8 protein-coding genes are annotated in these 16823 nt (G+C 28.7%); 5 read left to right on the forward strand and 3 right to left on the reverse strand.

Going from position 1 to position 16823, the window contains the following annotated elements; all coding sequences use genetic code 11:
* Window positions 1-53: 53 nt before the first annotated feature.
* Together F3G70_RS02955 and F3G70_RS02960 are read right to left on the reverse strand one after the other, a co-directional pair.
* On the reverse strand, window positions 54-719 hold the full coding sequence (locus tag F3G70_RS02955; protein WP_188118045.1) for a zinc ribbon domain-containing protein: 666 nt from the start codon (window positions 717-719) through the stop codon (window positions 54-56).
* 22 nt (window positions 720-741) lie between these two features.
* Window positions 742-8145 (reverse strand): DUF4011 domain-containing protein, encoded by a 7404-nt coding sequence (locus F3G70_RS02960; RefSeq protein ID WP_149731233.1) that lies wholly within the window; start codon window positions 8143-8145, stop codon window positions 742-744.
* Between the two features lie 382 nt (window positions 8146-8527).
* Between F3G70_RS02960 and F3G70_RS02965 the strand changes: the two genes are divergently transcribed.
* On the forward strand, window positions 8528-9649 hold the full coding sequence (locus F3G70_RS02965) for a hypothetical protein (RefSeq protein WP_149731234.1): 1122 nt from the start codon (window positions 8528-8530) through the stop codon (window positions 9647-9649).
* 617 nt (window positions 9650-10266) lie between these two features.
* Here F3G70_RS02965 and cas6 read toward each other — a convergent pair.
* The gene (gene cas6, locus F3G70_RS02970; protein WP_149731235.1) at window positions 10267-10995 is read right to left on the reverse strand and encodes a CRISPR-associated endoribonuclease Cas6; all 729 of its coding nucleotides are present in this window, start codon (window positions 10993-10995) and stop codon (window positions 10267-10269) included.
* A 375-nt stretch (window positions 10996-11370) separates the two neighbouring features.
* Here cas6 and cas8a1 point away from each other — a divergent pair, with 375 nt between their 5' ends.
* Genes cas8a1 through cas3 form a run of 4 tightly spaced genes read left to right on the forward strand, consistent with a single transcriptional unit; the run spans window position 11371 to window position 16494 of the window.
* Window positions 11371-12723 carry a type I-B CRISPR-associated protein Cas8b1/Cst1 gene (gene cas8a1, locus F3G70_RS02975; protein ID WP_149731236.1) on the forward strand — a complete coding sequence of 451 codons (1353 nt, stop codon included), beginning with the start codon at window positions 11371-11373 and terminating at the stop codon, window positions 12721-12723.
* Window positions 12724-13710, forward strand: a complete 987-nt coding sequence (gene cas7i, locus F3G70_RS02980) for a type I-B CRISPR-associated protein Cas7/Cst2/DevR (RefSeq protein WP_149731238.1) — start codon at window positions 12724-12726, stop codon at window positions 13708-13710.
* Window positions 13711-14334: a type I-B CRISPR-associated protein Cas5b gene (gene cas5b / locus F3G70_RS02985; protein WP_149731239.1), complete on the forward strand. Its 624-nt coding sequence runs from the start codon at window positions 13711-13713 to the stop codon at window positions 14332-14334.
* A 9-nt stretch (window positions 14335-14343) separates the two neighbouring features.
* Window positions 14344-16494, forward strand: coding sequence for a CRISPR-associated helicase Cas3' (gene cas3, locus F3G70_RS02990; protein ID WP_149731240.1), 2151 nt, complete (start codon window positions 14344-14346; stop codon window positions 16492-16494).
* The last annotated feature ends 329 nt before the right edge of the window (window positions 16495-16823 follow it).

Below are 16823 nucleotides of genomic sequence, written 5' to 3' on the forward strand. Positions count from 1 at the left end.
ACAAAATTCAACTAGAAATAACATTTACAACTTTACAATTAATTAATAAACACTTATTTTAATTTATGACCACAGTGTATACAAAAATTGGTACTGGATTCAATACTATTACCACAGTTTGGACAAATAGTGTGTGTAGTATTTGAAGTATTTTGAAAATTATTACTTACATCCTTAATAAACCTTCCAATTGTACCCGTAATTCCTTCAGAGGACTCACTAATTTTAATTTTTAATCTATTCAATTCATTTTTCAATTCATTATTCTTAGATTTTAAATTAGTAATTTTTTTAGAAAGAATTGCATTTTCACTTTCTAATTTTTCTTTAATATTTTTTAATTCATTGATTTCTTTTAAATCATTCTCTTTTTCTTCTTTTAAAACTTTCAAATTAATTTTCAAGTCATTTATTTCATTTTCATTCTTTTCAATTTGAGTTTTTAAATCATTATTCTCACTTTTTATTTGTGAAATCTTTTTATATTCTTTCAATATCGGATCTTCTTTTAAACTTTTTAGTAAATTTTCTTGACTTTTGATTTTTTCATTTAAATCATTGAAATAATTAATAACTTCCTTATTTTTGGTAATAGCTTGAATTTCAATAGATGTTGGAAAAATTGGTCTTTCTTTTTCAACTTCTATTAATCTAGTACCACAAACTACACAATACTCTTCATCATTATTTTCTTTATTACAATTCGGACATATTACCATATCATCACCCTTAAACTCATAATTATTCATTAAGACCTAATGTCCCATTTTTATTAGATTTAATTTTTCCCTCATATGTTAACTCATCAATAATTTCATCAAATTTTTTATTAATATTTTTTCCAACAGCACTGAATCCTAAATTAATTGAACTTGCTTTAATTAAATCTTCTTTTGGAGCATCAAATTGAAGTTTTAAAGTATTAATTACAGCTAATTTTAGCTCCTCATCATAAATTCTATCTAATTTAGGTTTTTTTCTTTTTCTAGGAATAAAATTATTTTTATCAAAAGAATTATCGAAATAGAATTCTCCAGAATGATTAATAATACCATTATCTAAATTATAATTGATTAATGAATTAATTAACTTTTTAAATTTTTTATCCTTTCTTTTAGAAGATAAAATAATTTTCATAGTATCATAAATATCATCTATATGAACAGGACCTTCTAATTTAACCATATTTCTAACTAAATCCTTTAATTCTAAACGAGAACTAAGATTGTAATTATTTAAATCTACATTATCTTTAAAATAGACATAATCTTTAAAGTATTCAACAGTTGGAGAAATTGCAGTTGGTTCAGGTTCATATTTTGGCCTTTCAGGTGGTGCTGGTTCTTTATCTTTATTAATTAATGCTTTTTCTACAACTTCAATAAGTCTTTTTTGAGCAGAGATTCTGGAATTAAACCAATCAGTAGACCAAATTCTATAGAATTTCCAACCTAAATTCTCTAAAACTTGCTGTCTTAATCTGTCCCGGTCTCTTGCTGTTTTAGATGAGTGATAAGTGGTGCCATCGCATTCTATTCCTAAAACATATTTGTCAGAATTTTCAGGATCCACAATAGCTAAATCTATCCTGTATCCTGCACATCCAATTTGTTTTTTTACTTCATAACCATAAGCAGTTAAGAAATTATAAACAGACTCTTCAAATGGTGAATCAAAATCACCTTCAGTAGGAATATTTTGAGGGAATTTATTATATTTTGCATAACATAAGAAAGTTTTCAATGCTTTAATACCAAAACCTGATTTTTTAGTGATTTTTAAATCACTAGGTAGAAAATTAGAGAATACTACACATTTTTCACGGGCTCTGGTAATTAAAACATTTAATCTTCTCTCTCCCCCATCATTATTCAGCGGACCAAAATTCATTGAAAATTTATGGTCTTTATCAAATCCATATCCGATACTGATAAGTATAACATCTCTTTCATCACCTTGAATATTTTCAAGATTTTTAATGAAAAATCCATTTTCTCCAGATTCGTCAAAGAGCGGTTCTAATTCAGGATTATTGCGTAATCTAAATTCTAATTCTTCAAGTATTGCATTTTTCTGATTACTTCCAAATGTAGCAATACCTAAACTTTTTGACTTTCCATATTCTTTAAAATGTGTTATAGCATAATCAATAACATCTTTGGCTTCACCCCTATTTTTAGCGCTGTTACCTTTATCATAAATATTATCCGGATTATATATGTGTTTTAAACCAAGATTTTTACTTTCATTAAACGGTGATGGGAATACAATTAAATCATTATTATAAAATTCATAATTTGAAACAGAAATAAGAGATTCATGACGACTTCTATAGTGCCATTTTAACATTTTATATGGGAAAACTGTTCTGCATATTTTTAAAATACTTTCAATATCTTTATATAAAGATTCATCATCCTCATCATCAACATCCCCGTCAAAGAAATGAGTTGGTGGGAGTTGTTTAGAATCTCCCATTATTACAAAATTTTTACCTCTTAAAAAAGCACCAATGGCATCTTCTGTTTTAATTTGACTTGCCTCGTCGAAAATAACATAATCAAAATGATTTGCATAAACTTTAGAATCTAAATATTGGGCAACTGAAATCGGACTCATCATAAAACATGGTTTAATTTTACCAATGACATTTGCAGCCTGAGCAAGCAATTTTCTTATAGGCATTTTTCGGCGTTTTTTATCAATTTCATGCATCAGTATCCCTAATTCTGAACCCATTTGGATACTATCCCTAGTAGAAGGTATTTGTTCATGTAAAATTTGTTTAACTCTATATTGGTTAATTTCAAGGATTCTTTTATCTAATTCTTTAAATGATTCAATTTTTTCATTAAATAATGTTTCATTAAAATTCATTAAATTAATATTGTATTCAATCATTTCATTTAATATGTTAGTCGCCACATTGAATTTAAATAAACTGATTATACATTCGGGTTTAATTTTATCATCCCATATTAAAGGAATTATGTTTTTTAAATAAGATTTTTCTTTATTTTTACTATATAAACAGAATAATCTCCAATTTGTTAATAATTCATAATTTGAATCTAAAATATCAAATTTTTCCTTTAATTCACGGGTAGTTAAATTAAAATTATTTTCATCATCCAATATCTCATTAAAATCAAAAACAGTATTTAATTCATTGAAAGAATTATGGATATTATCATTTGAATCAGCTAATTTAATTTTTAATCTATCAAATTCTTCATAATCTAATGTTTCAAGAGAGGAAAGGGTTTTTTCTGTGTAAAAACCAGAATTTAATAATTGATTAAACATGATTAAATCTTTGCTAAAATCTTTTAATTCAGATACATTAGAACTAACACCATTCCAAAGATTTTTGAAATATTTTTTGCCTTCTTCATCATTGTTATCAATTGTTTCTTTTAAATCTTTAAGTTCTAAAATATTATTAACTTCTTTTTCTAATTCATTATTAAAGTTACATTCAATTAATAAATTTGAAAAGCTATATTTTACTTTATCAAAATCATAATCAAACAAATCTAAAATAAACTCATTTAATTTATTATCTCTTAAAGAGATTTTACCATTTTTATAAACTTGCCAATCATTAATAGTATTTAAATTCTCAACTAAAGTAGACATGACTTGAGATAAATCTTTTAAAGGCATGGAATTAAATCTGAGGTTTTTAAATATGTTTAAAGAATTTAAAGCATTGAAATTATCAAAAATACGTTCTTTCAATGAAGATAATTTAGATAACATCCCATTAAAATCACTAGAATTTAATTTGGATAATGATTCTTCAGTTTTAGACGTGTAAAATTGAGATATTACTAAGTCATTAAATTTATTTAATCTTTCAAAATACTCGTTTATTTCATTTATATCTGAAGAAGATCTTTTCCAGTAATGAACGAAATATTTTTCACCAATTTCGTTTGAATCAATTAATTCTTTTAAATCTTTCAGTGAATTTAAATCAGAAGATTCCATTATTATTCTATTTAAAAATTCATTACAATCAAAATAATACGATAAAGTGTTCACGCTATTGTTTAATTTATCAAAATCGTAATAATATAAACTAACTACATTATTTATACCAATACTTGATTTAAACCCATACCAGTCTTTGATATTATTAAAATCAGCTAATAAATCTTTCAATTTCTCTTTAAACTCTAAAATCCCAATAGAGTTTATGTCCAGGTTTTTAAGAGATAAATCTTTTAACTTAGATATATTATCTGAAATTTTATCCTTAGACTTTTGAATATTATTTAATCTAAGATTAAAATCTATATAATTTAAATTTTGGATTGTATCTTCTATTTCCATAGGATAGAAACCAGAATCCACTAAATTATTAAATTCTTCCAATTTTTCATATCTTTCTTTTAAATCGTTTAAATTAGAATTTGCACCTTTCCAATCATTAAAGAAATAGGTTTTGGCTAAAATATCATTGGATTCAATTTCAATTCTGGATTGATTAATTTTTGATAAATTATTAATTTCTTCATTTATATTTGAGAAAACTGGATTAGTAGAATATTTTTGTAATTCTTTAACTGAATGTTCTACACTTTGTAAATCAAAATCTAATAAATTTTCCTTATTATTAGAGTTATCTAACTTAAATAACTCCCATTTATCTAAAACTTCTAAATTACCATATAAATTATTTATAGAAGAATGTAAATCAGTTATATTTTTAGAATAGATTGATTCAGTATTAAGTTCTAAGAAATCTTGAACATTATTAAAGTCCTGATTAATATCTTTTTTGATATTTCTAATTTTATTTGAGTTATTTAAAAATAAGGACTTATCAAAAGCAGATAATTTATCTAATGTATCCTCAGTGAAAAATTCAGAATCATATAAATCATTAAATTCTCTTAAAACTAAATAACGATTGATTAAATCATCAACATTACTATTAACAGAATTCCATAAATCTCCGAAATATCGCTTGCCTAACTCTTCTTTAGATAATATGAAATCATATAATTCTTTAAATAATACTAAATTAACTAAATTTGATTGTAAGTCTTCTACAGATTTTAAATTAATTGATATGAACTCTGAAAGTTTATTTTTAATATCAGAAATTTGATCTTGGATTTTAATAAAAATTTTTAACTCATTAATAATTTCTTCATTACTAATTTCATTAGAGCAGTATTTTAAAATTTGATTTTTAAGAAGAGTAAGTTCATGATTGCTTTCTAAAAATAATTCTACATCATCAAAAATCTTATTTTCATCAGTATCTGTAGGATAATCATTTTTTAATTCATTTAATGAAACAATAAATTGTTCATCAGAATCTCTTAAAATAGAATTTCGATTAGATTGTATAATTTCCAATTTTTTTATAAAATCCGGATTTGCAGAACTATTTATAAACGGTAAATTTTTAATTTTATCATGAATACCATTAAATTGATTAAGAAGATTTTCTCCATTTTCTGTTAAAATTAAATCATTTTGAATATTTATTTTTTCTAAATCTTTAATTAAACTATTAGTTTTAGATAAAAGTTCAGCTAAATTCAGTTCAAGTATATTATGATTTATATCTTTTGTATAATATTGGTACTGAGAAATTTTGTTAATTAACTCCTCCAAATCATTATCCAAAATACAAAGATTAGAATTTTTTAATATATCTGAAAAATCTAAAGTTCTATCAATACTTTTTAAATCATTGATTTTTACACCAGAAATCTTATTAAAATCAGAAATGTTATTTTTAAGTAAATATAAATTATTTAATAAAGAATTAACACCCTCTTTATAATTTTTAATTTCATTTGAGAAATCTTTTGAATTAAATAAATTCAAATCTTCCTGGAAAGACTCAACTAAACTTATGCAGTTTTTTACAGCATATTTATCTTCAATTATTCTGATTTCAGGATTTAAAAGATTTAAGTTACTTATCCATTCTTCAGTCTGATTGATATTTAATAATTTGGAACAGGAGGTATTTTCTGAAATAAAATCTGATGCATCTGAAAAATAGGATATGTCATCTATAAGTTGATTTAAAACATCTGTATATTCATTTACGTTTTCAGGTAAATTTTCATCTAACTTTATCGAATTTATGTTTTCATTGTAAGTTCTTAAATTATTTACAAGACTAGTTACTTCATATTTATTTTCAAATATCTTTAAATCTGGATCAATAATTGATAAATTTTCCACATGTTTTTCAAAACCATCAAAATTATCTAAATTAGAACAATTAAGATTTAAAGAAATATCATCTAAAATAGCTGTCAGCCGAATTAAATCCGCATTTATTATTTTAAATTTAGAGATCAATTCTTCAGAAAACTTATCATTTAAGTCTATTGAATTTAGTTTATTTTGATATTTTTCAATTTTTTCTATCAAACCTAGTAAATAATTTTCATCTTCGATAACAGATAATCCCGGACGAATAACATTTAAATTAAATAAAAATGCATCGAATTTATTTAAATCATTTGGATTAGAACAATTAACCAAAGAACTTAATGAATCCGAATAATCAATAAATGTGCCTAAATTAGAAGTAATCTTATTTAAATCAGATTTAACAATTTCTAGCTTATTGGGTGTAAAATCTATAGGGAGAATGTTTTTCCAGGGATTTTTACTAACCGGAGCTACTAACTCATAAATATTACTAATACTAGATAATTCCTTTAATGTATCTTTTTGTTGAATCTGATTGAAATTTGTTAAATTTTCAATATCAAAATAGAGTATTTCCTGATTTTTTTCCTCCAATAATTGTTGTTCTCTTTCTTTTATCCCAAATAATTTATAAGGATAAAAATCTGTATTTCCATAACTTTCATAAAGCGAACAGATATAATCATTTAACTCTTCTTTTAAATCATCCAAATCTTTAAAATCTTCAGATTTATTATTATAATATGAATTATCATTTAAAGTTTTATCTATTTCATCTAAAACCGCACGTTTATTAGATTTATTACTATGTAACTCTAAACAAGCACTACCTAAATTAACAGCATCTAATCTTCGTTTTACTACTTCTAATGCTGCCATTTTTTCACTGACAAAAAGAACAGACTTACCGTTTGCCATTAATTCAGCAATTATATTAACAATTGTTTGTGATTTTCCAGTGCCCGGGGGTCCTTCAACTACTATATTATTAGATTTCTTCACATCCTCAATAACTTCCATTTGAGAAGAATCCGCATCTAAAACTTGATATAAATCTTTAGAAGCAATTTTATCTAATTCAAAATCACCATATGGTTCTAAAGTTCTTGATTCTGGATTAAATAACAATTTATTTAAATAATTCTTAGATTCCTTAGACCAATTTTTTAAATCAATATCCTTATACATTACAATTTTTCTAAAACTAAATGTACTTAAATAAATTTCAGCACTTACATTCCAATCAGATTTGTTTGAAATTGCCTCTTTTACTTGAGAAAAATAATTACATAAGTCTTCTTCATTTTCTAAAAACTCAAAAATAGGAAAATCAACATTTTGTTCTTTAAGTTTATTTTGCAATGAAATATTAGCAACAATATCTGACTGACTCCATTTAATTTTAAAAGGAGATCCTACGGAATTCCTTGTTATTTCTACAGGAATTAATATTAAAGGTGCTTTATACGGTTTTTCTTGAGATTCTTTATCATTCCATTCTAAGAAACCTAAAGCTAAATAAACATTATTGAAACCCTGTTCTGTCATAGAAGTTTTATAGTGCTGAAATAGATCAAATAATTTTTTTTGAAGATTTTTTTCTGTTAAATCCGTCTGTAAATAATTATCTGTATATTTATTATCTTTATGGGAGTCTGTTTTAACCATCGTCCATATATTCTCCATTTCCGCTAAATCATCATCTTCTTCACTTAATTCATCCAAAGGTTCTTCATCATCATCTTTTTTAGGTAAAAATTCCATACTTTTTTCATTTAAAACTAAAATTTTAAATACTTCAACGATACTCTCATCTACAATAGGAATTGTTCTTTTTAAGACTCTAATATTAAGTAAGTGATTATTTAAAGTCATATCTAAGAGTTTTTTTCGAAGTTCTTCTATTTCTTCAGACATATTTGTAAAATTTAAATCATTATTTTCACAAACCATATCAACCACAGAACAAATGTTAAAAGTTAATTTATATAATGATATGTTTTAATAAAATATAAAATTTTATAATAATTAAAAATTCTATAAAATTTTAAAATATCAAAAAAAGAGCACATAATTGAAAGTATAACTACATTCAAAGACGATATTATGAAATAAACTAATAAAATCATTTATTTTCATTATTTCAGCAACTTTTTTTAGCAATTTTTTTAAATAATAATTAACATAACTTATTAACAGCTAATACTATTGGTAGTAAAATCATGCCACATTATTATCATTGAAGTGATTTAGATTATAGGAATAATAAATTATTATGTGTATCAAATTTAGTCTGTAATTTTTATTAATAGTACTTTATTCAAGGTGAAGCTAAATGTTAGACTTATTAAATAAATCAGTTATCGATTGGGAAAAAAGAGAGTTAATAGAAAGCATTATTCATCCAGTTCGAGAAAAAAGAACAATGCTGGGTGAGTATTGTGATGAAAGATATGATTTAGCTAAATTATCAGCACCTATATTATTGAAAAGATTGGAAAAAATCTGTCCCGAATGCCACTCCAAATTTCCCAAACAAGAAAATTTCTGCCATAAATGCTCAGTCCGGCTTGTTGACATTAACGCAATCAATATCGAAGATATAGAAATTCCTCATGAAATCAACAGTGAAAACGTTGAATTATCAGAAATATTTACAAAGGAAAACATCGATAAGCTGTCAGAATTTAATTTCAACAAAGAAGATTTAGATCAGATAACAGATAACATCAAAGCAAGCTCAATTGAAACTTTAGATAAAGCATTAAAGGACAATCATATTTATTTTGACGATTTATATGTCAGAGACAAAATATTAATCTATGCAAAGGCTTTTACCAACATAAATTTTAAATCCTACGGACAGGAACTGGGAAACTACCTCTTGGGTGACATTACAATTGATGACAGGCAATCAGACATCCTCCAAATTACAACACTACTCCACGAGCTGGCACATTTCCTATTAGCAGACATCCTAGCAGAAATATTATCAAAAACATTAGAAATGGCTAAAAGCAATCAAATCAAGGCAATCATCCATTACATATTATCCTCAAATGACTTTTTCAGGCTGCTTGACGAGTACTGTGCCCACAGCGCAGAATCACGATTTACTTTGTACGGCTTTCAGGATTATTCATCATTTAAAAATATTTTAAACACTACAAAGCTAAACGAGGACTGCATTGATGCAGCAAAACTCTTTGGAAACACATATTCAAAGTTAATCATTCAAATCCTGGAGTCAGTAATTGACAGGAACTTAAGAAATGAAATCAAAAACGAATTCATAAACGATTACATGACTCCATCGTTCGAAGATCTCAGATTAGAAACCTGTCGAGTCCTCATTGATGAAGATTTAATCTATTCAATTAATTACATCTTAAACACAGGCTTTGAGGGTGCAATCAACAATCAGGACAAAATTGAAGAATACTCAAAAAGATTCTAAAAATTGATAATTTATGCCTATTCTTCTTGATTAATATAAAATAAATTCATTATCCTACATCGACAATGTTATAAATGCAAACAAACATATTTTATAATGAAATATGGGATTTTAAAAAAAATCTCATTTATTAAATCAGATCTATAACGATGGGATTGAAATAACAAAGTGAATCTTGATTCAACAGAATGTGCACATTTTAAAATCAGACCTTACAAGGGATTGAAATTAATTTATAAAGGACTCATACTCTGCATAATATGCATACTAATCAGACCTCCTACAAGGGATTGAAATTTGCAAAGAGTATTCTATTAAAATAAGAATTGTGACATAATCAGACCTTAACGGGATAGAAATTATTTAATCATTATTTCATAAATTAAATCTGCATTGTTAAAATCAGACCTGTAATGGGATTAAACACCACTAAAAACCAATAGATTAAACATATCTACAACCACACCATAAGATTTAACCAAATAAATTTAAACTCATGTAGATAAAATTATTCATTAATCATTAATTTAAATGCATCATTAATTTAAACATAATTCCAATTAATTATTCACAAAGTTATTATCAAAAGATATGGAATTATCGCACAATAAATCAATTTAACAGCAGGAATATATCATGCCGAAACCCATTGAATTTTTTTCTCCAAGTCCGACATCATATGCGAAATCAATCAAATCCTTATTCCCTTCTAAAATCAAATCCATCATGTATGCTCGGTGATAAGTGGTATTCGGGCCTTTTGGAATCATGATTCTTTTTCTTTTGACGTGAGCCATCTCTGAATAAACACTGATTTCCTTATCAGTGCTCTCCAGTCCATTATATTTGCAGTATTTTTTAACCAGATTGGCTTCAACACCTTTGAAAAACTTATCGCATGGCGCCAAATCAACACGTTTTAATTTACCATTAATTTCTTGCGTATCACGAACAATAATTGGAGATAAAGTTTTAAATTCGGATTTTTCACTGAACTGCGGCGCTTTTAAAGCTTCAATCTTTGTAACGGCCATTTTCTCCCTCCCGAATCTGACTTCCATGTCATCGACAAAGCCGTTAACCAGATTTTCCACCAGCAAATCATCAGGTGAGGATAAATAAAAACTTATAACGCCATTTCTTGAGATTATTCCATCATTAACCACTTTTCTTTTTGGAATATCCAATTGGGAAAAGTTAAAGAACTTATAGGAGTTTAAAGAGTGCAGTTCATCTGCAAGATTTGAATCCTTGATTTTACTGTAGATTATTGATGAGAGGATATGATTATAGTTAAATGGTACTTTGAAGTTATTTTTTGCTTTAAGGTCGATTTTAAGTCTCATTGTTATCACGTATATGGTTAATTAGCTTTTATAATAGTGTGAGAGATTATAAGGGAATTAATGGTTCTGATTTTTTCTGTTATATAATCTTTTGCTTTTTTAACCTTATTAAACGTTTCTATTTAAGCGCAAACCGAAAATTTAAACATATACATTAACCAATAGTTAAATGTCGATATTATTTAGTCAAAATAATATGTAATATACCATTAAAACTTCATTTGAAGTTTTATTTAATCAAAAATTATTAACTGTCTCTATTGATTTATTGAAGAAATTAATAGCTTTACTTCAATTTTCCTTTAATCATCATTAGAGTTTTATAATATTCAAAATCATTTAATTAAGACATTATTAACTTTTCAGGAGGTAAAAATGTCTAAATGTTTAGATATTAAAATAACCGGCAATCCCTTTGTTGATTCAGGTATTTACGCACTTAAAACAAGATTGGAAAAAGACATCCCTGAAATCACGGTTGAAGATTTGAAAAGCGAATCAAAAGAAATCTCCAAACTGTATACCAAAGATTCATGGAAAAGGAATATGCACAGCATTTTTCCAAATTCCGTCTTAGTCAATCCCGCATCAACAAACAAGACCAATTTAAGAGAGCTGTACTTAAAGAATTTAAATGAATTGACAGATTCCATCGAACCTGTACAGGACAGCGGTTCCTGCATGGGATGCGGCATGAGAGATGCGAAAAATGTTTTCGCAAAGGATTCAGTTCCTTTAACCGGATCCAAATCATTGACAAATTATTTCTCATTTGCAAACCCCGGTGCGGATTACTGCCCTGCATGTGCGCTTCTTATGCAGTTTTTCCCATTGACATTGTATCGCTGCGGCGGCAGGATGATTTTATTGCATTCAAATTCCCCTAAAGTCATGGAATTCTGGGCCAGAAAGGCAATTGAGGATATTGATTTGCAAATTTCCTCAGGTGAATCTAGCGGATGTTACAATAAAGGAATTACAAGACCTACAAACGCAATATTCAACATCATATCTCAGATTATCAAATCAGGACGACACTGGAGAGGTGAAAATCCTTCATTTAACTTCTATTATTTCACCAACTACAATCAGGGCCCTGAACTTGATATATTCACGCTTCCTACATCTGTATTCACATTCCTAACGGAAATTCCCCCTGACGACTGGAAAAACTGGAATTTCATAGTTAAAAAAGCCTACAGATTCGTGAAATGGGAGAATGTTGAAAACAAAAAGGATTATGAAAACAATCCGAATACCGTCTTTAACAATCTGCTTGAAGGAAAATCAATACTGAAATCATTCTATACGACCAGATTCAAAAGGACTTTCTGCACATGGAAACTTGTCGAATCATATATGAAAGAGGTTAGAAACATGGATAAAAAGAGAATTGAAGTAATAAAAGACGTTGGGGATAGATTATCCCGCTACATTAAGAATAATGACAGAATTAAAACATTGAATAATCTGGAGCAGGCATCAAATTACAATACCTTTAGAAACGTCCTGAGAAAAATCCTAAAAAACAAGATCAATAATGGAGACAATGAATTGCTCTTTACCTTTGATGAATATGTTATTAGTTTATTTCCCCAAGGAAATACAACCTGGAGAGAAACGCAGGACTTGCTGCTCTTTAGGATATATGAAAATCTGAATGAATGGTTAATTGAAAACAAATACGTTGAAAACAAAACGGAAGATGAATTACTGGAGGAAGATTAGATGTCAATGAATATTTTAGGTTTAATGTTAATAGACGCTCCCCACTCAGCCCTTAACAATGCAGGATCCGATGCAGGGGAGAGAACGGACAACATAGTAAGAGTGAAAACTATAAGAAAAGGAAGGAGAAGATATCCTTACGTTTCAGCTCAGGCATTCAGATACTGGCTAAGAGAAACCCTAAAGGAAAGGTTTGATTGGAAAATGTCACCAATCACCCGTGAATCAAAAATCGCATTTACGAAGGCAAATCCTATCGAATACCCTGATGATGACGTCTTTGGATATATGAGAGCGATGAAGAAAAAGGACGGCGGAACTGTTACAAGGATTTCACCTTTAAAGAATTCTCCCCTGATTTCCGTTGTCGGTCAGAATCCGACTTCAGATTTCGGAGTTATGGCTCGCCATGAAGGAGACCCAGTTCCTTATGAGCATGAATTCTATTCAACGGTGTTAAAGGGAATGTTTTCCATTGATTTGACGTCACTTGGGGTCTTTTGTGAAAGCGAAAAGTCAGGATACAGAAACATGCATCCGAAACTGGTTGAACTTGCAGATGAAAAAGGTTTAATCCATAAGGATGACTGCTGGATGCTTGACGATGAAACGAGAATCGCACGTGCCCAGGATATTATAAATGCATTACCTTATTTGTCCGGCGGTGCTAAAAACACTTCCCATCTGACTGATGTAACTCCTAAAATCTTGCTTTTAGCGGCAATTGACAGTGGAAATCACATATTTATGAATATCATTCGTGAAGAAAATGAAGAAAGCGTATTTGATATTGACGCATTAGATGAAGTCATAAATGAATATTCAGACATTTTAAAAACGGACGTTTATATTGGTCTTAGAAAGGGATTCATGAAAGATACTCAAGATAAAATCATTGAATACGCAAAAGATAATGATAATGTCCATATTGGAACCATTAAAGAAACGACAGATAAATTCTCTGAAGAAATTCCTAAGTTGATTTAAATGAAATTTTTAAGGGTTTTAATCGAAGGATGGACGGCATCATTTAGATACCCTGCTTTTATATCAGGATTTCAGCCCACTTTGCCTGTCCCTCCCTTAAGCACGATTTACGGATTGCTGTCTTCAGTTAAAGGCGATATCGTCACTCCCGAAGACACATCCGTGGCTTTCGTTTTTGACTCAGAGGCGAAATCCGTTGATTTGGAAACGATTTATGAATTGAAAGGCTTAACCGGCAATAAATCAAACGTCATTAAGCGGGAGTTCCTCTTCAACAATAAATTATACTTATACCTGGATAATCTTGACTTTAAGGAATCTTTTAAAAAGCCTGCTTATCCTGTTCTGCTTGGAAGATCATCTGATTTGGCATTCATAAAAGAGATTAGTGAAGTTGAGCTTGAAAAGAAAACAAATGTGAAATTAGGAAAAAGCATTCTTCCTTTCGGAACGGATGGTGCCTTTGGCGTGATTCAGGCTCTTCCAACACATTTTTCCGAGGATATTCCCCGAAAGGCAATGGGAACAAAGCCATATATTTTAATGGACAGGTTTTTCGAATATTCGGATGAATGCTATTTCGATGACGAACTCGATTGGGGAATCTGGATTCACAAGAAGTGAGGTTTTAAAATGACAATACTTGCAAAACCGGACGAAACATTAATGGAGCACACTGAAAATACCTTAAAGGTTTTATCAAGCATAAAAGAGTCATATGGAGTAATTCCTGAAATATGTGGCGTTTCAGACTTCTGGGAGCATCTTTTCTATTCATTGTTTTTCCATGATTTCGGAAAGGCTGCAACGGGCTTTCAGGACTCACTAAACAATGATGACAGCTGGAAATATCGCCATGAGATTTTATCCGCTTCATTTATTAATTCCTTAAAGGACATTTACCCTGAAGATACCGTTAAAGCAATAGGGCTTTGCATTTTAACGCATCACAAGACCATCAATCAATTGAATTCATATGATACATTTTCTAACGTGAATCTGGAATCATTTCATGAGAAATTAGATGAATTGAAAGTGAATTTCGATGAATTAAGGGATTACTTTAATCTGATGCCTGATTTAAGCAATAAATATTTGGGCTATGAATTGAATGCTCCCAATCCGATTGATTTCGATGATTTAATTGACCCATTTGAGGAAGTCATTAATGATTATTCGGATAAGGATAATGTCATAAACGGGATTTACGGAATCTATTTAAGGGGTTTTATGAACGCCTGCGATTATCTTGCATCCGGAGGACAATATAAAATACTTAATGCGGTTGAAAACGGAAAAATGTTTAACTTTGATACGTTAAGAAAAACTCAGGATTTAGCTTCAAAAAGCAAAGGCAGCGCTTTTTTAGTTGCTCCTACAGGAAGTGGAAAAACGGAAGCTTCACTTTTATGGGCAGACAATAACCAGAATGAAATCTTTTCAAAAAGAATATTCTATGTGCTGCCTTATACCGCAAGCATTAATGCCATGTATATCAGATTCTCCAAATTCCTGCGAAATGAAGAGCTTGTAGACATATATCATGCAAGTTCATCCTATTTCATTTACAAATCATTAAGCGAGGATTCAAGAAGCAAGGTTCATGAAATTCAAGCTTTGGCGAAAAAAATTTATCGATCATATAAGATTTTAACTCCATTTCAGATAATCAAGCATTTATTCAGCCTGAAAGGCTTTGAAATGTCTCTTTCTGAAATGACCAACAGTCTGATTATCATAGATGAGGTCCATGCCTATGATGCAAGGACAACAGCGCTTTTACTGGAAAGCCTCAAATTTTTAAAGGATGAATTAAAAGCTGACGTATTTATAATGTCTGCCACATTACCCGCATTTTTAAAGATGATGTTTAAAGATGAATTGTCAATAGAAAACGACATAGCTTTTGATAATGATGAACTGGATGCATTTACCAGACATGAAGTTAATGTCATTGATAATTCAATTGAAAACTATTGTGAAGAAATATTGAATGACATTAATCAAGGTAAAAGAGTTTTGGTTGTCTGCAACACCGTTGATAAATCCCAAAAAATTTTCAAATGGTTTAAGGATAAAAAGGTTGAAAATTCAGCATTATTGCATTCAAAATTCATTTTAAAGGACAGGCAAGTTATTGAAAAGAAACTTGATAATTTGGATTTGCTTGTTGCAACCCAGGCCATTGAAGTGTCTTTAGATATTGATTATGATGTTTTATATACTGAACCTGCTCCTTTTGATGCGTTAATTCAGCGATTCGGCAGAGTCAACCGTCAGGGATGGCGTGAAAATATCATTAAACCAGTTAACGTATTCACAATCGGATCAGATAACGATAAGTATGTCTATAATCAGGATATTGTGAAAAAAACGTTAAATCATTTAAAAAACGTTGACCTGTTAAAGGAAAGCAAAATACAGGAAATACTAGATGATATTTATGCCAAGAGTTATTCTGATGAGGACATGGAATTATTTGATGATGTAAGAAGTGCTTTCAATAGGGTTATTTCCAGACTGGTTCCCTTTAGGAATAATCCAAAAACGGATTTCTATAATCTATTCGATTCGTTTGAAGTGGTTCCATTAAAGTATCGTGATGAATACTTGGGAAAAATACGTGATAAAGAGTTTTATGATGCAATGGATTATTGCCTGTCAATTAGCGAAAGGCAATATTATAAAATGAAAAAGGGAGGTGAAATTGAAGAGGTTGATGGAAATTATTTCATTAACGTTGAATATGATTCTGAATTAGGTTTATTGCTCTTAGATGAATGATAAACATTTATAATGAAATATGTGATTTTAAGAAAAATCTCCTTTGTTAAATCAGATCTATACATAATGGGATTGAAATTACGGATACATTGACGATATTTTTCTATCAGGTCAAATAAATCAGACCTAATTAAGGGATTGAAATACAAAATTAGCATAAGAATGATCTGGATGGAAGTTAAAATCAGACCTAATGGGATTGAAATAATTTAATGGGATTGAAATCGGGTTATGTCACTGGAGGATATCATATCTCAAGTTAAAATCAGACCTATAATAGAATTAAAAAGTATTCAGCATCAAAGACAACCACTACGAACAGTTAAAAT

This window comes from Methanobrevibacter millerae (genome assembly GCF_900103415.1).
Lineage (GTDB): Archaea > Methanobacteriota > Methanobacteria > Methanobacteriales > Methanobacteriaceae > Methanocatella > Methanocatella millerae.

Bases quoted from the DNA above. Each gene is read 5' to 3' on its own strand.
- F3G70_RS02955 (WP_188118045.1), bottom strand. From the start codon at position 719: ATGGTAATATGTCCGAATTGTAATAAAGAAAATAATGATGAAGAGTAT.
- F3G70_RS02960 (WP_149731233.1), bottom strand. From the start codon at position 8,145: ATGGTTTGTGAAAATAATGATTTAAATTTTACAAATATGTCTGAAGAA.
- F3G70_RS02965 (WP_149731234.1), top strand. From the start codon at position 8,528: ATGTTAGACTTATTAAATAAATCAGTTATCGATTGGGAAAAAAGAGAG.
- cas6 (WP_149731235.1), bottom strand. From the start codon at position 10,995: ATGAGACTTAAAATCGACCTTAAAGCAAAAAATAACTTCAAAGTACCA.
- cas8a1 (WP_149731236.1), top strand. From the start codon at position 11,371: ATGTCTAAATGTTTAGATATTAAAATAACCGGCAATCCCTTTGTTGAT.
- cas7i (WP_149731238.1), top strand. From the start codon at position 12,724: ATGTCAATGAATATTTTAGGTTTAATGTTAATAGACGCTCCCCACTCA.
- cas5b (WP_149731239.1), top strand. From the start codon at position 13,711: ATGAAATTTTTAAGGGTTTTAATCGAAGGATGGACGGCATCATTTAGA.
- cas3 (WP_149731240.1), top strand. From the start codon at position 14,344: ATGACAATACTTGCAAAACCGGACGAAACATTAATGGAGCACACTGAA.